Source organism: Lacinutrix mariniflava, from assembly GCF_001418015.1.
In the GTDB taxonomy this organism is placed as follows: domain Bacteria; phylum Bacteroidota; class Bacteroidia; order Flavobacteriales; family Flavobacteriaceae; genus Lacinutrix; species Lacinutrix mariniflava.
Genome location: NZ_LIQG01000027.1, coordinates 103,633 through 130,047, shown reverse-complemented (window position 1 = coordinate 130,047; position 26,415 = coordinate 103,633). Strand labels below are relative to the sequence as shown.

The 26,415-nt window shown below is 33.6% G+C and carries 17 protein-coding genes; 9 read left to right on the top strand and 8 right to left on the bottom strand.

What is annotated here, in order from left to right; genetic code table 11:
• Nucleotides 1-63 precede the first annotated feature (63 nt).
• Genes ASC44_RS18070 through ASC44_RS13040 form a run of 3 tightly spaced genes read left to right on the top strand, consistent with a single transcriptional unit; the run spans nt 64 to nt 2,795 of the window.
• Complete coding sequence (locus ASC44_RS18070) at nt 64-234, top strand: C1orf53 family protein (RefSeq protein WP_161805025.1); 171 nt, start codon at nt 64-66, stop codon at nt 232-234.
• Between the two features lie 5 nt (nt 235-239).
• Nucleotides 240-2,231, top strand: a complete 1,992-nt coding sequence (locus tag ASC44_RS13045; RefSeq protein ID WP_055448066.1) for a urocanate hydratase — start codon at nt 240-242, stop codon at nt 2,229-2,231.
• A 21-nt stretch (nt 2,232-2,252) separates the two neighbouring features.
• On the top strand, nt 2,253-2,795 hold the full coding sequence (locus ASC44_RS13040) for a DUF4136 domain-containing protein (protein ID WP_055448065.1): 543 nt from the start codon (nt 2,253-2,255) through the stop codon (nt 2,793-2,795).
• Nucleotides 2,796-2,836: 41 nt separating this feature from the next.
• Here ASC44_RS13040 and ASC44_RS13035 read toward each other — a convergent pair whose 3' ends face one another.
• Nucleotides 2,837-3,166 carry a thermonuclease family protein gene (locus tag ASC44_RS13035; RefSeq protein WP_055448064.1) on the bottom strand — a complete coding sequence of 110 codons (330 nt, stop codon included), beginning with the start codon at nt 3,164-3,166 and terminating at the stop codon, nt 2,837-2,839.
• A gap of 167 nt (nt 3,167-3,333) precedes the next feature.
• On the opposite strand from ASC44_RS13035, the gene ASC44_RS13030 reads away from it, so the two are divergent.
• Nucleotides 3,334-4,137, top strand: coding sequence for a DUF6503 family protein (locus ASC44_RS13030; RefSeq protein ID WP_055448063.1), 804 nt, complete (start codon nt 3,334-3,336; stop codon nt 4,135-4,137).
• A gap of 2 nt (nt 4,138-4,139) precedes the next feature.
• Complete coding sequence (locus tag ASC44_RS13025; protein WP_055448062.1) at nt 4,140-4,715, top strand: DUF2911 domain-containing protein; 576 nt, start codon at nt 4,140-4,142, stop codon at nt 4,713-4,715.
• A 268-nt stretch (nt 4,716-4,983) separates the two neighbouring features.
• Here ASC44_RS13025 and ASC44_RS13020 read toward each other — a convergent pair whose 3' ends face one another.
• The 7 genes from ASC44_RS13020 to ASC44_RS12990 form a co-directional block, all read right to left on the bottom strand.
• Nucleotides 4,984-6,408: an alpha-amylase family glycosyl hydrolase gene (locus ASC44_RS13020; RefSeq protein WP_055448061.1), complete on the bottom strand. Its 1,425-nt coding sequence runs from the start codon at nt 6,406-6,408 to the stop codon at nt 4,984-4,986.
• 7 nt (nt 6,409-6,415) lie between these two features.
• Nucleotides 6,416-8,089 (bottom strand): alpha-amylase family glycosyl hydrolase, encoded by a 1,674-nt coding sequence (locus ASC44_RS13015; protein ID WP_055448245.1) that lies wholly within the window; start codon nt 8,087-8,089, stop codon nt 6,416-6,418.
• A 7-nt stretch (nt 8,090-8,096) separates the two neighbouring features.
• Nucleotides 8,097-11,579, bottom strand: a complete 3,483-nt coding sequence (locus tag ASC44_RS18345) for a TIM-barrel domain-containing protein (protein WP_083476303.1) — start codon at nt 11,577-11,579, stop codon at nt 8,097-8,099.
• 211 nt (nt 11,580-11,790) lie between these two features.
• Nucleotides 11,791-14,097, bottom strand: coding sequence for a glycoside hydrolase family 65 protein (locus ASC44_RS13005; protein WP_055448060.1), 2,307 nt, complete (start codon nt 14,095-14,097; stop codon nt 11,791-11,793).
• 60 nt (nt 14,098-14,157) lie between these two features.
• Entirely contained in the window at nt 14,158-14,814 is a 657-nt protein-coding gene (pgmB, locus tag ASC44_RS13000) for a beta-phosphoglucomutase (protein ID WP_055448059.1), read from the bottom strand.
• A 3-nt stretch (nt 14,815-14,817) separates the two neighbouring features.
• Nucleotides 14,818-16,191 (bottom strand): MFS transporter, encoded by a 1,374-nt coding sequence (locus ASC44_RS12995; RefSeq protein ID WP_055448058.1) that lies wholly within the window; start codon nt 16,189-16,191, stop codon nt 14,818-14,820.
• A 130-nt stretch (nt 16,192-16,321) separates the two neighbouring features.
• Nucleotides 16,322-17,362: a LacI family DNA-binding transcriptional regulator gene (locus ASC44_RS12990; protein WP_055448057.1), complete on the bottom strand. Its 1,041-nt coding sequence runs from the start codon at nt 17,360-17,362 to the stop codon at nt 16,322-16,324.
• A gap of 265 nt (nt 17,363-17,627) precedes the next feature.
• On the opposite strand from ASC44_RS12990, the gene ASC44_RS12985 reads away from it, so the two are divergent.
• The 4 genes from ASC44_RS12985 (at nt 17,628) to ASC44_RS12970 (ending at nt 26,373) form a co-directional block, all read left to right on the top strand.
• On the top strand, nt 17,628-20,750 hold the full coding sequence (locus tag ASC44_RS12985; protein ID WP_055448056.1) for a SusC/RagA family TonB-linked outer membrane protein: 3,123 nt from the start codon (nt 17,628-17,630) through the stop codon (nt 20,748-20,750).
• A 10-nt stretch (nt 20,751-20,760) separates the two neighbouring features.
• The gene (locus ASC44_RS12980; protein WP_055448243.1) at nt 20,761-22,302 is read left to right on the top strand and encodes a RagB/SusD family nutrient uptake outer membrane protein; all 1,542 of its coding nucleotides are present in this window, start codon (nt 20,761-20,763) and stop codon (nt 22,300-22,302) included.
• A 15-nt stretch (nt 22,303-22,317) separates the two neighbouring features.
• Nucleotides 22,318-23,403, top strand: coding sequence for a SusE domain-containing protein (locus ASC44_RS12975; RefSeq protein ID WP_055448055.1), 1,086 nt, complete (start codon nt 22,318-22,320; stop codon nt 23,401-23,403).
• A 69-nt stretch (nt 23,404-23,472) separates the two neighbouring features.
• Entirely contained in the window at nt 23,473-26,373 is a 2,901-nt protein-coding gene (locus ASC44_RS12970) for an alpha-amylase family glycosyl hydrolase (RefSeq protein WP_055448054.1), read from the top strand.
• Nucleotides 26,374-26,415: the final 42 nt, after the last annotated feature.

Below are 26,415 nucleotides of genomic sequence, written 5' to 3'. Positions count from 1 at the left end.
ATAAAACCTTAGTTTTAACCAAGGAAATTTTACTCGAAATTACAGTATATTTGTAATATACTTATGAAAAAACACATTCCCATAGAAGAAGGCGATTATTATTTAACGCCTGAAGGTTACAAATGCTTCACCGAGCAATACCATTTAAAACGTGGTTATTGTTGCGAAAGTGGTTGCAGACATTGCCCTTACGGGTTCAATAAAAATACTAATTCAATACATAAAAAGAATTAACCCTAATGAGTTCTACTTTTAAAACACAGATTCTAGAAGGTATTCCTGAGCATTTACCGGCTCCTAAACCTTACGAAAAAGACATAAATCATGCACCTAAACGTAAAGCTATTCTTTCTAAAGAGGAAGAAAAATTAGCGTTAAGAAATGCATTAAGATATTTCGACAAGAAAGACCATAAAGAACTTATTTTAGAGTTTAAAAATGAATTAGATACTTACGGTAGAATTTACATGTACCGTTTACGTCCAGATTACAAAATGTATGCTAGACCCATAAGTGAGTATCCTGCTAAATCTAAACAAGCAGCTGCAATTATGTTAATGATCCAAAATAACTTGGATTACGCAGTCGCACAGCATCCTCACGAATTAATTACCTACGGAGGAAATGGAGGTGTATTTTCTAATTGGGCACAATACCGCCTAACCATGAAATATTTAGCTGAAATGAACGATGAGCAAACATTAACCATGTACTCTGGTCACCCGATGGGATTATTTCCTTCTCATAAAGAAGCTCCAAGAGTTGTTGTAACCAACGGCATGATGATACCCAATTATTCTAAACCAGACGATTGGGAAAAATTTAATGCATTAGGTGTTACACAATATGGACAGATGACAGCCGGTAGTTACATGTACATTGGCCCTCAAGGTATTGTACATGGTACAACTATTACCGTTTTAAATGCATTTAGGAAAATAAATAAAGAACCAAAAGGAAATCTTTTTGTCACTTCTGGACTAGGCGGAATGTCGGGAGCACAACCAAAAGCAGGAAATATTGCAGGTTGCATTACTGTTTGTGCCGAAGTAAACCCAAAAATCACTCAATTACGTTTAGATCAGGGTTGGATAGATGAAAAAATTACCAATTTAGATGATTTAGTTACACGTGTTAATAAAGCTAAAGCTGAAAAAGAGACAATTTCAATTGCTTACTTAGGAAACATAGTAGACGTTTGGGAGAAGTTTGATAAAGCTAATGTACATATCGATTTAGGAAGCGACCAGACTTCTCTACACAATCCATGGGCTGGTGGCTATTATCCTACGGGAATATCTTTTGATGACGCCAACGATATGATGGCTAATAAGCCTGAACAATTTAAAATAGAAGTTCAAAAAACATTGTGTCGTCACGCTGAGGCTATTAACAAACACACTGCAAAAGGTACTTATTTCTTTGATTACGGGAATGCTTTCTTATTAGAAGCCTCTCGTGCTGGAGCAGATATTATGGCGGAAAATGGTATCGATTTTAAATACCCAAGTTATGTTCAAGATATAATGGGCCCTATGTGTTTTGATTATGGTTTTGGGCCATTTCGTTGGGTATGTGCATCAGGAAAACCAGAAGACTTAGCAAAAACAGACGCTATTGCTTGTGCTGTTCTAGAAGAAATAAAGACCAATTCTCCAAAGGAAATTCAGCAACAAATGACTGATAATATCCAATGGATTAAAGGTGCTCAAGAAAATAAATTAGTCGTTGGTTCTCAAGCCAGAATATTATATGCTGATGCAGAAGGTCGTGCAAAAATAGCAGAAGCCTTTAATCAAGCAATAGCAAATGGAGATATTGAAACCGTTATTCTAGGCCGCGATCATCATGATGTTTCAGGAACAGATTCTCCCTATAGAGAAACTAGTAATATATATGATGGATCTCGCTTTACAGCAGATATGGCCATTCAAAATGTTATTGGAGACAGCTTTCGCGGCGCCACTTGGGTAAGTATACACAATGGCGGTGGAGTTGGTTGGGGAGAAGTTATTAATGGAGGATTTGGTATGGTTCTTGATGGTAGTAAAGAAGCCTCAAAACGCTTAAAATCAATGTTATTCTGGGATGTTAATAATGGTATTTCTAGAAGAAGTTGGGCAAGAAATGAAGGTGCCGTTTTTGCTATAAAACGAGCAATGGAAATCGAACCGAACCTAAAAGTAACTTTGCCAAATACTGTGGATGATGCTATAATAGACTCGTTATAACCATTAAAAAAATTGAAAAAGATGAAATTATTAAAAACATTACCCATTTTATTGCTGCTTATTGTGGCAAGCTCATGCACTTCGGTTCGTGTAGCGGCTGATTATGATAAAAATGCTGATTTTAATTCTTATAAAACCTTTGCGTTTTTTAAAACAGGCATAGATAAAGCTGAAATTAGCGATCTAGATAAACGTAGAATGCTTCGCGCTATAGAAGCCGAACTTTTAGCTAAAGGTTTTACAAAATCTGAGAACCCAGATTTATTGGTTAGCATTTTCACAAAAGAAAGGCAAGAAGTAAACGTGTACAATAATGGCTACGGTGGTTTTGGTTATGGTTGGGGATGGAGCCCTTTCTATAACAACTTCAACAATAATGTAAGCACCTCAACTCAAGGCAGCTTATATATTGATTTAATAGATGCCAAAAAGAAGGAATTGGTTTGGCAAGGAAAAGGTTCCGGTTACCTAAGCACCTCGTCTAATGTGGATAAAAAAGAAGCTAGAATTAAAGAGTTTGTAGCAGAGATTATGACTAAATATCCTCCAGGATTAGAAGATTAAAACATATAAAAAAGCGATTCTTAACTGAGTCGCTTTTTCTTTTATAAAAGATAAGGTTTTGCATGACCATTATCTACTAACCATTGGTTAACTTCTAAACCATCTTCTAAAATAATATTCGCCAAATAACGTCCATACTTGCCTTGCTTATCTTTATAAGAACGGATAGTCACCTCTTTATCAAGAATCATAGTTCTTAAAATATCTCTTACTTTTTTACCTTCTATTTTTTCTGGGCCTCTCATTTCGGGAGTGTCAATACCATAGAGTCTTAATTTCATTTCTTGAGAATGAAGAAACCCTAAGTCTACAACTGCAGTAACAGTGTCTCCATCATAAACTGATATTATTTTCGCTTTATAAGTATACATTGTATTTATTTGTTTTAATAAATATAAAGGTTAACTCACTATAAATCAATTAAAAGTGAAAAATATCTAAATTATTATTCCTAATTAATTCTTAAATATTCATTTATTGAAAGTTGTTCTCTTTAAATTCGACAAACCTAATAGTTTCTTAAAAATAAAAATCTATAATGTCTGTATTAAAAACCATTTCAATTTTCGTTTGTGCATTCGCCCTGTTTTCTTGTAATAATAAAGAGAAAAATACCAAAATCGATTCTTTAAAAGAAGTCATAACTCCCACTGAAAGTAATAAATTAACGAAATCTCAGATCATTTTAAATGAAACAATTTCTGCTCATGGTGGTGATTTATATAATTCGGCACATTATTCTTTCGTTTTTAGAGATAATACGTATCAATTTAAAAACGACGGAAGCAACTATGAGTATAAAAAAAGCTCAAGCACAGGCGACTCTATAATAAACGATATTTTAACAAGTGGAAGTTTACAGAGAATGATTAATGGAAAACTTATAAAACTCTCAGCTAAAGAAATTACAAGCGGAACTGGAGCAATAAATTCTGTTATCTACTTTGCAACTCTCCCATATAAGTTAAATGATAAAGCTGTTAACTCTAAATATATTGAAAGTATCGTTATTAAAGACAAGAGTTATGATGTTTTAGAAATCACATTTAACAAAGAAGGCGGTGGAGAAGATCATGATGACGAATTTTACTATTGGATAAATAAAGACACAAAAAAAATAGATTATCTAGCATACAGTTATAAAGTAAACAAAGGTGGTGTTCGCTTTAGAAGTGCTTATAATACAAGAGTAATAGATGGCATTACATTTCAAGACTATATAAATTATAAAGCTGAAGTTGGAACACCTTTAAAAGCGCTGCCAGCTCTTTATGAAGCTAACACACTAAAAGAACTTTCAAGAATTAAAACAGAAAACATAATTAACTTAAATAAAAACTAAAAATGAAAAAATTACTATTTATTATCGCAGTTGCATTAATAGGAACTACTGTAAACGCACAAAAATTCGCAAAGATGGACAAAAGCACAATGGATCGTGCTTATTATCCAGATGGAGCACCACACAGAAGTTTTGAAAAAGATGATGCTAAACAAAAAGCCTTATCTCCCCAAATGAGAGTTACTTATTCTCGTCCTGCTAAAAAAGGCAGAGAAGTTTTTGGAAAACTTTTAAAATTTGGAGAAGCTTGGAGAGTTGGAGCAAACGAATCTACAGAAATATTATTTTTAAATGATGTCACTTTTGGCGGAAAAGAGATCAAAGCTGGACGTTATTCTATTATTATTATTCCTACTGAAAAAGAATGGACATTAAAACTTAACACAGAATTAGATGGTTGGGGAAATTATGGTTACGATGCTAGTAAAGATGTTGCCAGCCTAAGTGTACCTGTAACAAAAAGCACTAAAGAGATAGAAAACTTATCTATTGCTCTTTATGAAGCCTCTGCTAAGACTGTACATTTAAAAATAGGTTGGGATACAACAATTGCTGAATTTCCTATTACTACTAAGTAATTCTATTAAAAGGTTAGAAATAGAAAAAGCTTCACATTTGTGAAGCTTTTTCTATTTTATTAATTCACTTTAAATATATTGAACGCATGTACTAATAATTAGTACTACGTATTTTACTTCTATACAAATCTTTCATATTAATAAATAGTAGCTCTATTTTCTATTTCTCAAAAAGCACTCTTTTTTATTCTAATCTAAATATCACAAAGCAATAGCTAAATATAAATTAGGAATATAAACAGAGTCAATTACATATATGTAGTAGAATTTAATCCTCTAATATTTTATAGTCCCACGGTTCTAAAGCGATGGTATCACCCAATTTACATTCTATTGTTTTATTAACCATATAATCTAAATACGTTCCTTCTAACTCTAGGTTAAACACCTGTTTAATGCTTGATAGATTTGCCAAATAAATTAAATCACTTCCGTTTTTACTTCTTTTAAAAGCTAAAATATTTTTATTAGCAACGTCTATTTCTTCATATAAAGCAGCCTCTTTCCCTCCATTCAAAGCAGAACTTGTGCTTTTTAGTTTTCCTAATTTTTCTAAGACTGGCCACATCTTTCCTTTTGTGTGTGGAAAACTATCCTTTTCAAAAAACAACAACTTATGATCTAAATCGTATTCCTGACCTGAGTAAATTAAAGGCATTCCAGGAGTTAAATAACTTAGAGCTGTCATGGCTTCACTCGCATTTCCCATACGTTCATTAAGAGTTCCGTTCCAAGAGTTCTCGTCGTGATTAGTTACAAAATTCATGAGAATATCATTAGCCTCATAGGCATCCATTCTTTTCTTCATATACTCAGAAAAAGCAGCTACTTTCTCTTCACCTTTTGCTATCTTATTCATGGCATGGTGTCCATCCCAGGCATACGCCATATCAAATAATCCTTTTTTCAACAATTCCGGTTCCCAAGCTTCTGCTAACATAAAAATATCCTTTTTAGCACGTAATTCAGGAATGGCTTGTTCCCAAAAATTGGTGGGCACAGATCCAGCAACATCACATCGAAAACCATCTACACCTTCTTTTGTTAACCAATAACTCATGTCTTCAATCATTTCCTTACGCATCTCTTGATTGTCGTAATTTAAATCGGCAACATCTGTCCAATCCGTATCTTCTGGATGCATTACTTCTCCTTTATCATTTTGCGTATAATAATCAGGGTGGTTTTTTAACCAAACATGATCCCAACCTGTGTGATTTGGAACCCAATCCAAAATCACATAAATACCATTGTCATGCGCTGTATTTACTAACGCTCTAAAATCTGAGATAGTCCCAAATTCTGGATTAATTTTAGTAAAGTCTGACACTGCATAATAACTCCCTAAATATTTACTTTGTTCTGCTTCTGGGAAATCTGTTGCAAACTTGCTATCTTCTCCTCCTGTTGCTTTACGCTTGGTTTCTGAAATAGGAAATACAGGCATTAACCAAATCACTTTTACACCTAATTCTTTTAACTGTGGAATGTCTTTAGTAAATGCTTCAAAAGTCCCTTCAGCCGAATATTGTCTAATATTTGCTTCGTAAATAACGGCAGTTTCTAAATCTGAATCTGATATGGGTTTAAGCGCTACTTTTTCTTCTAAAACAATCTCTTCTTCCACTTGCTTTTTTTCTTCTTTACAACCAAAAATGGCTATCAAGAAAGATAATGCGATAATTTTTTTCATGTTACTTTTATTTTAATTTTTCTAATAAAATGATGTTTGTATCAACTTCTATAGTAATCGTTCCGTTTTTTACTTCTAGTGTTTGTCCCGAATAAAAATCTTTAACCTGCTGTCCATCTTTAAATATGGAACTCACATTAACCGTATGTTTACCTTTAGAAAAATCTAAACCTATTACAACACTATCGTTAAAAGTACCTTTCGTGTAGCTTCTACTAAACACATAAGGGCTATCACTAATTATACTATGTTTTCCTGCTCCTACTGCTGGATGATTGCGTCTAAACTGACCTAATTTCTGCCAATGAATTAATACATCTTGTTTTTGAGAAAGCTCATTCCAATTCATGTTACTTCTTAACGTCGCATCACCAATAGTCCCTTCGATAGTTAAATCCCTTGCAGATTCATCTCCATAATAGATTTGAGACGTTCCTGGAGATAGTAGTAAACGTGTTGCAGTTTCGTACGATTTTTCTCTGTTTTCATCAAATGGCTGACCATCGTCATGAGAGGTTAAATAGTTTAAAACACCGTAATCTTTTAGGTTACTGTTTAAAATACTATCATAGGCTTTAAATTGTGTTTCGTAAGTTTTTTGATTAGCATCCCACTTAAATTCAAAATTGATTAAGCTATTAAAAGCTTTGTCAAAATAGTTGACTTTTTTATCTCCAAAATCAAAAGTTGTTCCAGCTGAAATTCCGTAGTTATACACTTCTCCAACCATATAAAAGTTATTATCATCCAATACCTTATCCGGGTTGCTTTGTTTAAATTCCGTGAAAGCGTTATCACAAACCACCCTAAACTCCTGCCAAACATAAGACTCTGTATGTTTTACGGTATCTACACGGTAACCATCAATACCAAATTCTTTAACATAATCACTCAACCATTTCATGATATAAAAACGAGGTGCACGCGGATAACCTGTTGCTTTAAAAAAGGCATCCAACTCTGCGACCTCTTGCTCGTAACGTCCTTCTGCTTTCCACTTTTTGACTAATTCAGGTGGCAAAGCGACAGTATCATTACTTTCTGTTTTTATATCTGGAAGATTTTTAACTAAAGTACACGTTACCGTATTATCGTAATTTTTATAATCACATTGTGGTCCTGTTCTCACCCAATCGCTAGGCCAAACAGCATCTTTATCTGTTACTGGGCCGGTGTGATTAATAACTGCATCAAGCACAATACGGATTCCTTTTTTATGCGCAGCGTCTACTAAATTTTTAAGGTCTTCTTTAGTTCCTAAATTGGCATCTATATTAGTCCAATCTTTAGTCCAATAACCATGGTAACCATAAGTATTTCCAGTACCCTCATTGGTTGCGCCATGAATTTGCTCCACAATTGGAGACATCCAAATAGCGTTAACACCCAAATTGGTAAAATAGCCGTCTTCAATTTTTTTGGTAATCCCTTTTAAATCACCACCTTCAAAACCACGTAAAACTCCTGTTTCTTTTGTTCTATCGTAGTTAACATCGTTGGTTTTATCGCCATTATTAAAACGATCCGTTAACAGGAAATATAAGTTTGCTGCTTCCCAAACAAAAGGTGTTTTCATGGTGTCTTGTTTTTGGATTTTAGCTAAATCTTGTTGTTCTTTTTTATCAGTTTTACAACTGAAAGTAAGAATTGATAGTGCTATTAAAAGTATGCTTTTTTTCATATTATACTTAATATTTAATTTGTGCTTCGGCATTTTTAGAAGTTTCCCACTTTACCTTAAAACGTAATATTTTAGACTCTTCGTTATAATTAAATTCTATTTTTTTTCCATTGAGTTTTATGTGCTTCGGATCCTTTGTAAAATTATGAATAACAACATCTATATTTTTTCTGAAAGACAAAAAACCTTTCCCTATTTCTTGTTGCCATCCAATATTCAAAGATTTTTTTGTTGTCTTAGCATTGAAATGTATAATTTCAAAATAGCCTTTTTCAAAAGCATTTCTAGTTTTACCGTCATCATTATACATGCTGCTTTCGCTTTTGGCCACAGATAAATCGAAATAATAATGTAAGTCGAAATTAGTTCCCTTATACTCCTCTGTGCTTTGCATTGGTTTTGCAGTCGGAATAAAGGCACCAGCACGAACGTAAGTTGGTATATTATTTTCTTCAGTTTTAACCAATAAACTTTGGCCTCCGTTTACTTTTTTGTCTGTGTAGAAATTAAACCAATTACTGTTTTTAGGAAAATAGACATCAACTTCCGTTTGATTAGGGTTTACAATTGGAGTGACTAGAAAATCTCGTCCCCAAAGATAGGTTGATGCTATTGTTTGCAACTTGGTATTATTATCCTCTTCAAAAAACAACGGTCGCATTAAAGGTGCTCCTGTTTGGTTGTTTTCAAACACTAAATTATAATTGTATGGCAGCAATTTATACCGCAATTCTATTGCTTGTTTTGCTAACGCTTTGGCTTTATTGCTTCTAAATACAGGTTCTGCTGGCACCTCTTCTTGTGCGTGTGGTCTATATATAGGTTGAAAAACGCCATATTGCAACCAACGCGCATATAGCTCATCATCTAAATTATTACCAGCAAACCCACCTAAATCGCTATGCATATATGCTAAACCTTGCATTCCCATTTGCAGCGCAATTTCTGGTTGAGACTGTAATCCTCCCCAAGTCCTATTAACGTCTCCAGACCAAGGTACCATACCGTAACGTTGTGATCCAGAATAACCGGCTCTCATTAAAATAAACGGTCGTCTATTAGGATTGCTTTCTAAACTAGCTTCTTGAACTAGTTTTGCCCAATCGTGACCATAAATATTATGAACTTCATCTGCTGTACCTGTTGCATGTAATAATTTTGAAGGATGCACTTCTGGCTCTCCTAAATCTCCCCAAAAACCATTTACACCTAGTTTAGATAAGTCTTTGTAAATATTCTTAAACCACTTATTTCCTTTGTTACTATAAATATCTATTAAACCTGTATTACCAAAATAAAAATCATATTTAAAAGGATTTCCTATAGAATCCTTTGCTAAGACATCTTCTTTTACAGCTTCTTCCCAACGCTTAGACGTTGTTAAAACGAAGGGTTCTGTAATTAAAATGGTTTCAACATTCTTCTCTTTTAAATCCTTAATCATCTGTTTTGGATTTGGAAACGAATCTCTATCAAAAGACAAATTTCCCATAGTACCTTGAACCGTTTTACCAAACCAATACAGGTCTAAAATAATTGCATCAACAGGAATATCTTCTTCTCTAAACTTATTAATTGTCTCTAAAACTTCTTTTTGCGAATGATAACCAAATCGGCTAGAAAAGTTACCTAAAGCCCAACGTGGCAACATAGGTTGCCTTCCTGTTAGTTGAGTGTAGTTTTTAGTTAAATCTAACCAAGAATCGCCAACCACAACTTGATAGGTTTTTCTACCAGAAATAGTTTCGTAAGTCAGTGTATTATCTGCTTTAGAATCTAAATCTAAAAAGCCAATTGGCGCATTATCAAAATGAATTAAATATTTATTAGAAGACACCACAATTGGCATGGTGTAGTTCATTAATTCGCTTCTCTTTTCGTAACCATAATGCGCTTTATTATATAACTCTAAACGGTTCCCTCTTCGGTTCATACCCAAAGCTCTTGCGCCTCCACCATATAAAACTTCCTCAGGTTTTAAGTTAAAACTAATGGTTTCAAAGTCGTCTGTTTTTTGATAGCCATTTTTTATTGAAGTTATTTCTTTTCCGTCTTTTCTATAGGAAATATAAAAAGGTGTTTTCGTGATTTTTACAGTTAACTGATTTGATTTAAAATTGATTTCGTTTTCTGATTCATTGAAAGTTACCTCTGAAAAAGCATCATTTAAAACTACTGCATGCGATTTTTTAGCATCTGCCATTTCTCCGGTTGGTAGAAAAGTAGTTTCTATAATTTCTGATGAAAAGAACTGCATATTGTAGGTTCCGTCGGAAACGTTTATTTGTAGTTGATTGTTAGTAAACTTCGCATCTACAAATTCTCTTTTTTGAAAATCATCTTTAAATAGCCACGTAATAGCTTCTTCAAAATTATTACGCCATAATTCTTCATTATGCTGTCCTTCTGGAACGACTTTAGATTGTATGTTTTTATCAGGAAAACCATTATTTTTTAAAACAGTTAACATACTATTCATGTCTTTAACTGTTTGACTAATTTCGGTTCGTGACGTTTTTGTGCCTTCTTTTCCACCAGCTAAAAAGTACATTTTAGTATCTTGAATATTAGCATGTGCTTTAGAAAAGTCATTTATTGCTTTTGGAGCAAACCAATACGATGGTGAGTACACTCCTACTTTTCCAAAAACCGTCGGGTATTTTAAAGCTGCATAATGCGAAATTAATCCTCCCATAGAACTACCAAAAATTGCTGTATTGTTCTTTTCTTTTTTTGTGTTATAATTAGAATCAATGTATGGTTTTAGAGTATTTACTATAAAATCTACATATTCGTCGCCTTCTCCTCCTCCATATTCTTGGTGTTTCCATGGAGAATATTCGTCTAAGCGTTTAGAATCACCATGATCTATACCAACCACAATAAGCTTAAGGTTATCTTTAAATAATTTGTTTAAAGTTTCATCTACGCTCCACTCTCCATAACCAGAAGTTTTAGCATCAAAAATATTTTGACCATCATGCATATAAACTACAGGATAATCTTGTTTTGATGTGTTATAATCTAGAGGCAAATAAATTGATACACGACGTTTTCTATTTAATTCTGGTATATAAAATTCTTCGGAAACAATAGTTACGTTTTTTGAAGCGGTAGAAGCTTCTTCAACAGCAAACAAATGTTTCCAACCTGCTATTTTTACTTGTATTGTATCGTTTGAATTATTGAACTTATAAATACGATTATCTATAGCTTCACCTTTATTTGTACTCTCTGAAGTATCCCAATTACCTAAAGTAAACTTATATAAAATACGTTGTTCTTTTTTAGGTAGCGTAATTTGATATTGCCCATTTATTTGCTGTAATTGGTAGTCTTTATGTCCACCAGACCAACCTTCAAAATCACCTGAAATAAAAATAGAAGCCTCCTTTGGAGTATCATCTGGAAGTGCCTCAATAATTATTGTGACCTGTGCAAATGTTACTTGAAAAAGTAAAAACGATAGTATGTATATAAATTGTTTCATTCTTTAATTTTAAAGGATTCTTCACTTCGTTCTGAATTACAAATCGTTACAATTTTGTGCTTCCTTTATAAGGTGAAAAAATCTCATCTTGTTAAATAAAGGGTTCATCAATTATGATTTTATTCTATTATTTCTATAAGAAAAACTAACACTAATTAAAATGATTAATACTCTGTGTATTATTTTTTTCATCCTAATTAGCGTATTTAATTTATGGTTTTACCAAATTATTTGGAGAAATCGTCAAGGGATTACTATTTACTATTATATCTAAATCATGATCTCCTTCTAACTGGAAAGTAGTTTCAGATTGTGATACATTCACTTTTAAAATTTGATCTCTAAAATTAACTATAAAGGAATATGCATCCCATTCTTTTGGAATACGAGGCTCAAAATTTAACATATCGTTTTTAATACGCATACCTCCAAAACCTTCGACAATACTCATCCAAGTTCCAGCCATACTAGTAATATGCAAACCTTCTTCAACCTCTTTATTATAATCGTCTAAATCTAAACGAGACGTACGTAAATAAAATGTATATGCTTGATCCATTTGGTCTAATTTAGCAGCTTGAATACTATGCACACAAGGTGATAATGAACTTTCATGGACTGTAAATGGCTCGTAAAAATCGAAATGACGTTTTAATTCTTCAGTTGAAAATTGGTCTTCAAAAAAGTAAAAACCTTGTAATGTATCGGCTTGTTTTATGTAAGGTGAACGCAATATTCTATCCCAACTCCATTTTTGATTAATTGGACGGTCTACTTTTGGTAAGTCGGCAACGGTTATTAATTCTTTATCTAAAAAGCCATCTTGCTGTAAAAATACTTGATGCTTTTCTGAATAAGGGAAATACATATTATCGGCTACTTTTTGCCAAGCATGTAATTCTTCGTGCGTGATTTTTGTTTTACCTGAAATACGCAAGTAATCTTCGTGATGCCCTTCTTTTACCTTCTCTATATTTTCTAAGGCATAATCAATACACCATTTTGCCAAATAGTTTGTGTACCAATTGTTATTAACATTGTTTTCGTATTCATTTGGTCCGGTTACACCTAAAATAACGTACTTACTTTTAGCTTCTGAAAACGTGGCACGTTGTTGCCAAAACCTAGCAATTCCGATAAGGACTTCTAAGCCCATTTCTGGGATATAGGTGTAATCTCCAGTGTAACGATAGTAGTTAAAAATAGCGAAAGCGATAGCTCCATTTCTATGAATTTCTTCAAAAGTAATTTCCCATTCGTTATGGCATTCTTCACCATTCATGGTAACCATTGGATATAATGCTGCTCCGTTTTTGAAACCTAACTTCTCCGCATTTTCAATCGCTTTTTCTAAATGGTTGTAACGGTATTTTAATAAGCTTCTTGCAACTTTTTGATCTTTTGTAGCCATGTAAAATGGGATGCAATATGCTTCCGTATCCCAATAAGTACTTCCTCCATATTTCTCGCCTGTAAATCCTTTTGGACCAATATTTAAAGTAGAATCCTTCCCTAAATAAGTTTGATTTAATTGGAAAATGTTAAAACGAATTCCTTGTTGCGCTTTTACATCACCTTGAATAGTTATATCCGAACGCTCCCAAATTTTAGACCAAGCTTCTTTTTGTTTTTCTAAAAGCGAATCGAAGCCCATTCTTCCAGCTGTTTCTAATGCTTTTTTTGCAGCAGAAACTAATTGGTTTTTATCATGATTTCTATCGACTGTATAGCCTGCAAATTTATTAATACTTGCAGTTTCGTCTTTTTTAACCTCAACTTTATAAGTGAATGAAATTGAATTTGTCTGTTTGTTAATCTCTGGTTTCTGATCTTGTTTTTGGTTATTTACATAAACCGAAGACTCCATGAACGTACAGGTATGAAACGCAGTTTTCATTGTTTTAGCTTCAATAAAAGCTTGCTCCGCTTCCGTAGTAACGTTTAATGTATCCCAAAACTGATCGTCCCAATTGGTGTCTTCATTAGTAATACCAGAATCTAAATATGGTATAAATTGAATAGTAGCGTCATTATTTAAAGGTGTTACTTGGTAATTAATGGCCCCAACTTCATCTAAATCTAAACTTAAAAACCGTTTTGTTTTAACTTCAACTTCTAATTTATTTTGAAGCGTTGCTATAAACGATCTAGACAACCAACCTTCTTTCATGTTTAGTTCTCTTCTAAAATTAGAAACCTTAGCACATGTATTTAAATCTAATGATTCGCCATTAATAGTAACGTTAACACCTATCCAATTTGGTGCATTTAATACTTTAGCAAAATACTCTGGATAACCATTTTTCCACCATCCCACTCTGGTTTTATCTGGATAATAAACACCTGCAATGTAGCTTCCTTGAAAGGTTGCTCCGGAATACTGCTCTTCAAAATTAGCACGCTGACCCATTGCACCGTTTCCGATACTAAATAAACTTTCTGAAGATTTTACGCGATCTGCATCAAAACCGTCTTCAATTATAGACCAATTGTCTGGTTGTATATAATCTTGATTCATTTTTTTATATTTTTTTGATGACAAACACTTCGACTATGCTCCGTGTAACAATCACTATTTTTATCTATTTAATAATTCTTGAATGAAGTCATTTTCCATTTCAGTAAAATCTGAAAAAATATAATCGGCTTCATTTAATATGTTTCGTTCTCCAATACCAATGGATATCATGTTTGCCGCATTGGCAGCTTCAATACCTGCAACAGCATCCTCAAAAACGACACAATCTTTAGCGTCTACGCCTAGCTGTTTTGCTGCAAGTAAAAACACTTCTGGATCTGGTTTTGCTTTGGTTACATTATTGCCATCTACAATAGCATCAAAATAATGGAGCAACTTAACTTTCTCTAAAATTGGGCGTGCATTTTTACTTGCAGAACCTAATGCAATTGGAATGTTATTGTCTTTTAAAAACTGTAGCACCTTAGGAACATCTGGTAGAATCTCTGACTCGTCCATGTTTTCTATGTAGTGTAAATAGTCTACATTCTTTTCGACCATCCAGATATCAAATTGCTCTTGCGAAGCTTCTATTTTTCCTATATCTAATAAAATCTCTAAACAACGTTTTCTGCTAACGCCTTTAAATAATTCGTTTTCTTCTTTTGTAAATTCGAAACCTAATTGATTAGCTAATTTTTTCCATGCTAAAAAATGATATTTCGCTGTGTCTACGATGACACCATCTAAATCGAATATAAATCCTTTATTACTCATCTGTTATATGTCTTCTACTTGATATGAAATTGCGTGCTTGTTTGTAATTAAGAGGTTGCATAAGCCTGCAATTATTAAACTTATTCCTGCAACAGTCATTGCATTTATAGCATCTTTCCCTAATAAACCTGAGATAAAATTAATACCTCCTAATGCTGCGATAATTTGCGGAATGACAATAAACATATTGAAAATCCCCATGAACATTCCCATCTTTTTGGGATCGACAGAACTTGATAACATAGCATATGGCATTGATAAAATACTTCCCCAAGCAAATCCAATTAATACAAAGCACCATTTTAAGTTTTCGGGCGAGGTGTAGTTCATTAAAACAAAACCTAAACCTCCTAATATTAGCGATGCCATATGGACATACTTTCTATTAATATTTTTTCTAGAGGTGTAAAAAACTAGTAATAAAGCAAACGCCATAGATGACAGTCCATAAACACCCATTGCTGATCCTATTGCGTTTGACGATTCTTGAAAAGCCGTATTTACAATATTAAAAGCTTCGGCTTGAGCCGGAATAGACATATTATAAGCGGTTTCTACAGGTGCTGGTGTTTTAAACACATGTTCTGTTAGCGCTGGATTTGCCATACTCCACATGGTGAAAAATGCAAACCATGAGAAAAACTGGATCAATCCAAGTTTTTTCATTGTTAATGGCATGTTACCAATATTGTTTAGAATGTCTGGAATGAATTGATTTTTCTTCGCTTTTTCTTTTTTGAATTCCTCCATATCTTCAGGTGGATATTCTGTAGTTGTAAAAACGGTATAGAGAATACTTACTAAAAACACAAAAGCACCAATTGCAAAGGATAGCTTTACGGACATTGGTAAAACGCCTGAGTCTGCTGAGTTACTTATCCCGAAATAGGATACTATTTCTGGCAAACTACTGGCAATCCAAGTTCCTATTCCAATAATTAAAGCTTGCATTACAAAACCGTAAGAGCGTTGAGACTCTGGAAGCTTATCTGCTACTAAAGCGCGAAAAGGCTCCATTGAAATATTAATAGACGCATCTAAAATCCATAAGAGTCCTGCTGCCACCCATAGTATAGGTGAATACGGCATAAAAAATAAGGCCATAGTACTTAGTACTGCGCCAATTAAAAAGAACGGTTTTCTACGTCCCCATCGCTCACTCCAAGTGCGATCACTCATATAACCAATAATAGGTTGAACAAGCAGACCTGTTAGAGGTGCAGCAATCCACAGCATAGGAATCTCATCAGGAGCAGCTCCTAATGTTTGAAATATTCTTGTCATTGAAGTGCCTTGCAAGGCGAAACCAAATTGAATCCCTAAGAAACCGAAACTCATGTTCCAAATTTCCCAAAATCCAAGCATACGCTTTTTCATAAATAGTAAGTTTAAATTATTACTATTTGATAAGCATGTTACTTATCAAAACTTAATTACCTGAGAAGTAAAATATAAGTTTTGAATGCCGTAAAGATATAAAAGATTTTAAATCGGCAATGTTATTTTTTTATTTTGTTGAATTACGCTCTATCAATTCGGTCTCTATCACTACTGTTTGGTAATGATCTTCATCCTCTTCTATTTCTAGATTATTTATTAACAATTCTGCAGATTTCTCTCCCATTTCCTGAGCATGCTGGCTTACTGTTGTTAAACTTGGTGTTGCGTGTTTAGATAACACTCCGTCTGTAAAACCAATAACTTGAACGTCTTCTGGAATACTTAATCCTAATTTTCGAGCAACCTTCATTACGGTAATTGCATATAATTCGTTCACAGCAAAAACACCATCTATACTTTTATTACTTTCAAATAAAGCGACTATTTCCCTTTCTAAGACCTCTAGATCATCGTCTGAAACAAATGCATCGTCAACTTTTAAAATAAGACTACCCTTAGCTTTTATATTATTTTCTTCTAGTGCTTCTAAATAGCCTTGTGTTCTTAGTTTTCCTACGCTTACATAATCTTTAGTTGTAATAATCGCAATATTTTTACATCCTTTCTCAATGAGTTTATTTACTGCTTTTTTAGATCCTTGTAAATCATCTACAATAACTTTATCACAATTCACTTCATTAACCACACGATCAAACATTACAATTGGCATACCTTGATTTATCGTTTCTATAAAATGATGATAATCTTGTTGTAGCAAGGTTTCTTTTGATATTGACAAAATAAATCCATCAATACTACCGTTTGCTAACATTTCCATATTTATAACCTCCTTAGAAAAAGACTCATTAGACAAACCTACAATAACATTATATCCTCTTTTGTTAGCCACTAACTCTATACCTCTAATTACTTTTGAAAAGAAGTGATGAACAATTTCTGGAATAATAACACCAATAGTTTTAGTCTTTCGGTTTTTTAAACTTAAAGCGATATTATTAGGTCTATAATTAAATAACTTCGCAAATGCTTGAACCTTTTCTCTAGTATCTTCACTAATCTCTTTACTGTTTCTTAATGCCTTAGACACGGTGGATATGGATACATCCAACTCTTTTGCTATTTGTTTAAGCGTTACTTTTCGTTTCATTCTATTCAGTATAAAGTTATAATAATCTCAAAAATACAAGCTTTTGCTACTTATTTAATAAAAAAGGTCTGTATTATTTAAAAAAGCGCAATAATTTATAATTTAAATTAGATAATTCTCAGTATTTAAGAAAGTTGTCAACACGAAAACGTTTGCGCTACCTTTAAAAACAAGGCTTCTACCAAATTTAACATTTTATTTACATAGATTTATCATCGAGAAGTAAAATATAAGCATGTATTAAAAACTAACTTAATAGTATTATATGAAAACAATTTTTAATAGTTTACTGTTCACCATTTTGGTATTACCCACACTTTTGTTAGCACAAAATACGGTAAATGGAACGGTTACAGAACAAGCCTCATCTTCACCTTTACCAGGAGTGAATTTGATTATTAAAGGCACAAACCAAGGGACTTCTACGGATTTTGATGGAGAATACCAAGTTAGAGTTAATAATGGTGATGTCTTAGAGTTCTCTTTTGTGGGTTATATTACACAAGAAGTTACTTATTCGGGTCAATCTAACATAAATATTTCTTTAATAGAAGATGCCTCTAGATTAGACGAGGTTGTAATTATAGGATATGGTAGTGTTAAAAAAGAAGACTTAACAGGATCGGTAGATGTCGTTTCTTCTAAAGATTTTAACAAAGGCCCTATTACTTCTACAGACCAATTATTACGTGGTAAAGCAGCTGGTGTTAGAATTACAGATAGTGGTGGATCTCCAGATTCTGCACCAACCATAAGAATACGTGGAGGTGCCTCTTTATTTGCAGATAATAGTCCTTTAATTGTTATTGATGGTATTCCGCTTGGCGGACAAAATCCAGCAGGTGTATCTAATCCATTATCACTAGTAAACCCAAATGATGTTGAAAGTTTCTCTATATTAAAAGACGCTTCTGCAACTGCTATTTATGGTTCTAGGGCATCTAATGGTGTTATTATAATTACTACTAAAAAAGGAACTTCAGGAAAAGCTAAATATAGTGTTTCTTCCAATGTTTCTATTGATTCGGCTGGTGAAGGGTTGGACATGATGACTAGTGATGAATACGTTCGCTTTATTAAACAATATCACCCAACATTAGAACAAAACTTAGGTGTTGCCGTAGGAGAAGTTTCTACAACTGAACCTTCTCGTATAATACAAGTAAACACCTATGATACAGATGGTAATATTACAGGAACAGAAAATAGAGCTATTTACGATACAGACTGGAGAGATGTTATATTAAGAACTGCTGTTTCTTCAAACACAAACTTTAGCGTTCGAGCTAATTTGGGAGAAAATCTACCTTTTAGAGCATCTCTGGGATACAGCAATCTAGAAGGTGTTGTTAGAACAGATGATTACGAGCGCTACAGCGCAGCCATTAAATTAACACCAAAATTATTAGATGGTAATTTGAAGATTGATGCTAATGCCAAATTAACTTTTGTAGACAAAAATGCAACAGATGCAGGTGGAGCCCTAGGAGGTGCTACAGTTTTTGACCCAACAAAACCTGTTTACGACAATAATTCTATTTTTGGTGGATACTACACTAATACTGCTTTAGACGGAACACGATTATTAATTGATGGTCAATCTAACCCATTAGCGCTTTTAGAACAAAGGCAACGTTCGGAGCGTGCTTATAGATTTTTAGGTAATGTACAATTAGATTATACATTACCTTTCCTACCTGAATTACGTGCTGTAGTTAATGTTGGTTTAGATGCTTCGAGTTCAAAAATTAAGGAAAATTTCGATAACAATGCTATTTCTGCCTTTGGAATAGATGCTACAAATGATAATGCCGTTATATTTAATCCTGGTACAAACTACAAAGAAAGACAACATATTACAAATACCACCTTCGATTCCTACTTACAGTACACCAAGGAATTAGAAGACAGTTTTGTAAACAGATATGATGTACAACTAGGTTACTCTTATCAAAACTTTAAAACTGATGGAAACAGCGATCGTTTTCAAAATAATCCAGACACAGGAATAAGAGAAGAAAATTTTAATCCGGCAAATCCTAATAATAGATATTTCAACGATCAAAACCTTCAATCTTTCTTTGGCCGTTCTAACATTAACATTTTAGACAAATACCTAGTAACTGTATCTTTAAGAGCAGATGGTTCTTCGTTTTTTGTTACAGATGATGTTTGGGCACAGGAAGCTTGGGGATTCTTTCCTGCGGCTGCATTAGCTTGGAAAATTAAGCAAGAGAATTTTCTAAAAAACGTCAATTTTGTCAATGACTTAAAATTAAGATTAGGCTATGGAAAAACTGGACAGCAAAATATTGCTGGAGCCGTTGGAACGTATTACCCAACCAGTCCACTATTTGCTATTGGCTCTCAAAACAGTCAATACTTGCCAGGTGCAAATTTATATTCAGCTTTACCTTTTCAAACAGGTTTAACTTGGGAAAAAACATCTACTTATAATATTGGTTTAGACTTTAACCTATTTAAAAATAGTTTTATAAATGGTTCTGTCGATATCTTTAAGAGAGAGACTACCGATTTATTAACAGATGCTTTAATTCCTCCAGGACAAGGCTTAACAGATTCTTTTATAAAAAATATAGGATCAACGGAAAGCGAAGGTTTTGAACTAAATTTAAATTTAAACCCTATCCAAAATGATAATTTTAGTATTTCTTTTAATGGTAACATAGGTTATGCCACTACTGAAGTTACCGATTTAGGTGGAATTAGTACCTTAAGAATTGGTGGAGGTTTACTAGGAACAGGTTCTAATTTATTTTTTAATAAGTTAGGAGAAGAGCCTGGTTTAGCTGGAGTTTTTAAACAAGTTTACGATGGTTCAGGAAATCCAATTCCTGGTGCTTTTGTAGATTTAAATAATGATAACCAAATAACGGAAGAAGACAAGTATTATGAAGCATTAGCGCCAAATTGGACGTTTGGTTTCGGTATAAATGTTAATTATAAAAACTTCGATTTATCGACAAGTTTCCGTGGACAGCTAGATGGTAAGCTTTACGATTTTAATGAACTAAGATATGGTCACGTAGGCAGTGCAGAACCAAATAACAATACAAGTATTACTAATGTTTTAAATTTTTATGATGGCGCTGCGAATCCAGTATTTGATGAAGTTATTGGTAACACTCAATTTTCAGACTATTTCTTGCAAGATGCCGCATTTTTAAGATGTCAAAATATTGTATTAGGTTATAGTTTTGATGACAATTTTATTAAAAACACACGTATGAGATTGTACGGTTCTGTTAACAATCCATTTATAATTACTAATTATGATGGGCAAGACCCTGAAAATAACGGTGGAATTGATGGTGCATTTTATCCAAGACCTACAACAGTAAGTTTTGGTGTAAATATTGATTTTTAAAAAAATAATTATGAAAAAAGTAATATTAACATTTTTAGGATTGACGTTATTTTCAATAATATCGTCTTGTGTCAACGATCTTGATACTGAACCTAAAGTAGAATTAACGCTAGAACAACTACTAGCAAACGATCCCAATGCGGTAGAAGGTATTCTTTCTAGATTATATGCTTCATTTGCTTTATCAGGACCAAGTGGCCCAGGTAGTTCAGATATTAGTGATGACGCCGGAGAATCTCCTTTTTTAAGAGGTATTGTAAACTTACAAGATTTTACAGCAGATGGTATGAAAAACCGTTGGGGAGATGACGGTTTAGATCAATTAACTACAACTTCGGAATGGACTAGTAATAATAAGTTTTTTAGATATTTATATAACAGAGCTTATTATACTATTCCGCAATGTAACAACTTATTAAATGTACTAAATAGTGCTAGCACAGATCCAGGAGAATCTGTAGTATCAGAAGTCCGTTTCTTAAGAGCTCTAGCCTATTTTTATGTTATCGATATCTTTGGCAAAGGTGTTTTAGCTACTGATGAAAATTTTGGGCAGTCCGAATTATTATCAGAATCTTCAAGAGAAGAGTTATTTAATTATGTAGAATCAGAATTGCTTGCAATAGAACCTTTAATAGGAAGCTTTAACGGTTATGGTAGAGCTAATACTTTTGTAGTAGATATGTTATTGGCAAAGCTATATATAAATGCAGAAGTATATACTGGTACACCTAGATATAATGAAGCATTCACTTACGTTAACAAAGTTATTACCGAAGGAAGTTATTCTTTAACCAATAACTTTGTCGAGAATTTTTCTGGAGATAATGATACGTCTTCTGAAATTATCTATCCTTTGATTGCGGACCCTATTGATAGTCAAAGTTTTGGTAATACAACATATATTGTTAATGGTAGTTTAAGTCCTGATACTATTACGATTTCAGATTTTGGGGCAACCCAAGGTTGGCAAGGTCACAGAGCAACAAAAGCATGGTATGGTTTATTTGGAGACTTAGATTCGTCAACCGATGATAGAGCAAGTTTATTCTGGACAGAAGGACATAATTACGAAATGACGGATTACACCGTTTGGACGGATGGTTACCCATCGATTAAATTTAGAAATACCACTTTTAATTCGACCTATACTCCAACAGAATTTTCTGGAACAGATTTTCCTTTATATCGTTTGTCTGATGCTTATTTAATGTATGCTGAATGTACTTTAAGAGGCGCTACAAATTCAAATATGCAAGATGCACTTTCTTACGTAAATCAAGTAAGAACAAGGTCTGGTGCAACTCCAATAGAAATGGCAGATTTAAATCTAGATTTCATTATTGATGAAAGAGGAAGAGAACTAAATCTAGAAGGACATAGAAGAACAGATCTTATTCGTTTTGGAAAATTTACTGGTGGAAGTTATTTATGGCCATGGAAAGGTGGTACACTTAACGGAACCTCTATTCCAGACACTTATAAAGTTTTTCCAATCCCACAAACAGCTTTAGAAGCAAATCCAAACTTACAACAAAATCCAGGTTACTAATTTAAAAAAATAACAATGAAAAATTTTAAAATTTTATTACTACTAGTTATAGCTGTAATTGGCTTTAACTCTTGTCAAGAAGACGATGATAATATTTTTGCAATACAATCCTCTGAATCTACAGCAGCAACTATTAACTTACCCACTTCTGGAACTGGACTTGTTTTAGACATTTCAAATCCAACAGGCACAGCAACAACTATTGTATGGGAAGATGCGACCTATAATATTCCAACAGTAATAGATAACACAATACAACTTGCAATCGCTGGAACAAATTTTGAAACGCCTTTTGACATTGTAACAACAACAAATAATTATTTAGCTTGGACTAATGAAGAATTAAACGGCATCGCTGTTGGCATATTAGGCTTAACGCCTTTTGCATCTTCTGATGTAGATATGCGTATTAAATCAACTATTGGAGATAATGGTTCTGAAGCTATTTATTCAGAAATGGTAACTGTATCTATAACGCCATATACTACAGAAGCTCCAAAACTTGGTGTACCAGGTAATCATCAAGGTTGGGACCCAGCTTCTGCTCCTAGTCTATTTGCGTCTGCTTACGGAGAAACAGATTACGAGGGATATGTTTGGCTTGATGGCGAACATAAATTTATCGCCACTAATGACGAAGGAAATTACGAATGGGGAAATACCGATTGGGGTGACGCTTCTGGGACAAATGGTTCTTACACACAGGTTTTAATAGATGAAGATGAAGGTAATATTGCTCCTCCTAATGGTGCTGGTTATTACTTTGTACAAGCAAATACAGATGCAGATGTATTAGAGTATTCTGAAACATTACACAACTGGGCAGTTATTGGTTCTGCAACAGGGTCTTGGGATGACGATACAGATATGACTTACGATAGCGCAACTTCAACTTGGACAATCACTATGGACTTAACAGCCGAAGAAATTAAATTTAGATCTAATGATACTTGGGATTGGAATTATGGAGATGATGAAGGTGATGGCATTTTAGAATTAGCGTCTGGAACCAACATTCTTGTACCATCCGCCGGAAACTATACTATTGTTTTAGATTTTAGTACACCAAGACATTACACGTACAGTTTAACACTAAACTAACACATTTTTTTTAAAGGCTTTGACTATGTTCAAAGCCTTTTTTTTATTCCATTTTAAATTCTTTCAAAAATGAAAAAACACTACTTTTTAATAGCATTACTTTTTTCTTTATTTGCCAAAGCGCAAGTAAATATATCTCCGTTTCCTTTTAATGCAGATCAAAGCATTACCATTACTGTTGATCTTAATTCCACAGCTACAGACTGTAACGGTTTAAATACTCCCAACACCGTTTATTTCCACTCAGGAATTGGTGATGACACTAATGCTTTTGGTTACAATGCGGTCGGCAACTGGGGACAAGACGATGGCGTTGGCGCAATGACAGATAACAACAACGGGACTTGGAGTATTACCATTGTTCCAGAAACTTACTATTCACTAACCTCAGCACAAGCAAACTCAGCTACAAAATTAGGAATAGTATTTAGAAACGAAGATGGAAGTCAAGAACTTAAAGACAATGGTTGTTCAGACTTTATATATAATGTAGGTTCCTTTCAAGTTAATTTAACAACACCTTCAGAAAACAGTGTTACGCAATTAAATAATGGAAGCGATTTAAGCATCGCAGCAACTAACACAAACGGAAACGCTGATTATACATTAAGTGCTAACGGCAGTGTTTTAAATAATGTAAATGCTATCACAAACTACACCTTCACACAAACTAACATTACCGAAAACCAGTACTACTCCCTAACAGTGACACAAGGCCTAGAAACCATTGTAAAAGAATTTTCTGTACTAACAAGTGCTACACCTATCGCTGAAACTTTGCCTAATGGAATGGACAATGGCATAAACTACAATACTTCAGATAACACTAAAGCAACTCTTGTTTTAGAAGCCCCTAATAAAGACTATATATATGTAGCCGGTAGTTTTAATAATTACCAACCCACCAATGCTGATCTAATGAAAAAAGATCCAACTTCAGGTGTATTTTGGTTGGAACTTACCAATTTAACTCCTAATCAAACAGAAACCTACCAGTATTGGGTGGTAGATAAAACACCAATAGTTAATTCTCCTGTTTTAGTAAAAACAGCAGATCCCTATTCAACATTAGTACTCTCTCCTTTTGATGATCCTTACATACCAAGTATTACTTATCCTAACCTTCCTAATTATCCAATAGGACAAGAAAGAGAAGTTACCGTATTACAAACAGGACAAACAGATTATCCATGGGTGGTTACAGATTTTACTAAGCCGAAAAAGGAAGATTTAGTTATTTACGAAGTTTTAGTTAGAGATTTTGATGCCGATAGAAACTTTCAAGACATAATAGATAGGATAGGCTATTTTAAAAACCTAAATATAAATGCCATCGAACTGATGCCTGTTATGGAATTTGAAGGCAACGAAAGTTGGGGATATAATACTTCTTTTCACATGGCGCTTGATAAATTTTATGGCACAAAAGATAAGCTAAAAGAGTTAGTAGATGTATGCCATCAAAATAACATTGCAGTAATACTTGATGTTGCATTAAATCATGCTTTTGGAAGGAATCCAATGGTACGCATGTGGATGAATGATGCCGATGGCGATGGTTGGGGAGAACCAAGTAGTGAAAACCCATACTTTAATGAAGTTGCAATGCATAGTTATAGTGTTGGCTCAGATTTCGACCATTCTAATTCTTATACTAAAACCTACTCTAAAAGAGTAGTAAAGCAATGGATTGAGGAATATAAAATTGATGGTTTTAGATGGGACTTAACAAAAGGATTCACACAAAATGCTGCTTCAGGAGAAACACAAACAAATACATACCAGGCAGATAGAGTTGCTATTTTAAAAGAATATGCAGATTATTCTTGGAGTTTAGACCCAGAACACTATGTCATTTTTGAACACTTAGGCTTTGGAGGAAGCGCAACGGAAGAAATAGAATGGGCAAACTATAGACTTACTGGAGAAAGCGATGGTATCTCTAAAGGCATTATGCTTTGGGGAAAATTAACGAACCCATACAACCAATTGACAATGGGTTACAACTCTGATAATAATTTTGATTCCATGGGTCATGAAAGCCGAGGCTTTAATGCTCCAAGATTAGTTGGCTATGCCGAAAGTCATGACGAGGAACGTTTGATGTACAAAAACCTTCAATTTGGTAATGCTACCAATAGTGCTCATGATGTTACTAATTTGAATACTGCTTTAGATAGAATGTCTGCATTAGGAGCAATCTCTTTAACTATACCTGGTCCTAAAATGATTTGGCACTTAGGTGAACTTGGTATGGAAAATTCAATTTTCACTTGTAACAATGGTGTCGTAAACGAACCAGGAGGTACCGATGGAGATTGTAAACTAGATACCAAGCCACAGCCACAATGGACTGATAATTGGTTAACAAATGCAAATAGATCTAAAATTTATAACGATTGGGCAAGAATAAATTTATTAAAAGTAGAAGAAGCTGTTTTTGAAGGTAATTATACCATTAACTCCGGAGACTTAACTCCAAAAATCTATATATGGGATGATACGATTGCTTCAACAGAACTAAAAAATGTAGTCATTTTAGCAAACTTCGATGTTACTACTCAAAACGTAACACCAGGTTTTCCATACACAGGCACATGGTACGATTTAATGGATGAGAGTGGAGCAACTTCTATTAATGTTACTAATACAACTGGAACAATCTCTATTGAACCTGGCCAATTTAAAATTTATGGCAATGCTACTCCCCAGACATTAGGAACAGATAATTACACTAAAGACATAGCATTGTCTTTATATCCTAATCCTGCACAAACAGCATTTTCTATAAATCAAGACGTTGCTAAGCTTACAATTTTAGATGTTTCAGGAAAAGTAATAAAGACTTACAAAGGCAACTTTAATAAAGGTAAAGCCTTTAATATAGATAACATTTCTAAAGGATTGTATTTAGTTCAAATTGAAAATAAATTAGGAACAACTTCTACCACTAAACTTATTAAGTTGTAAAATTATCATTTAAATATCTTCCTAAAATTTAAAAGCTCTTCT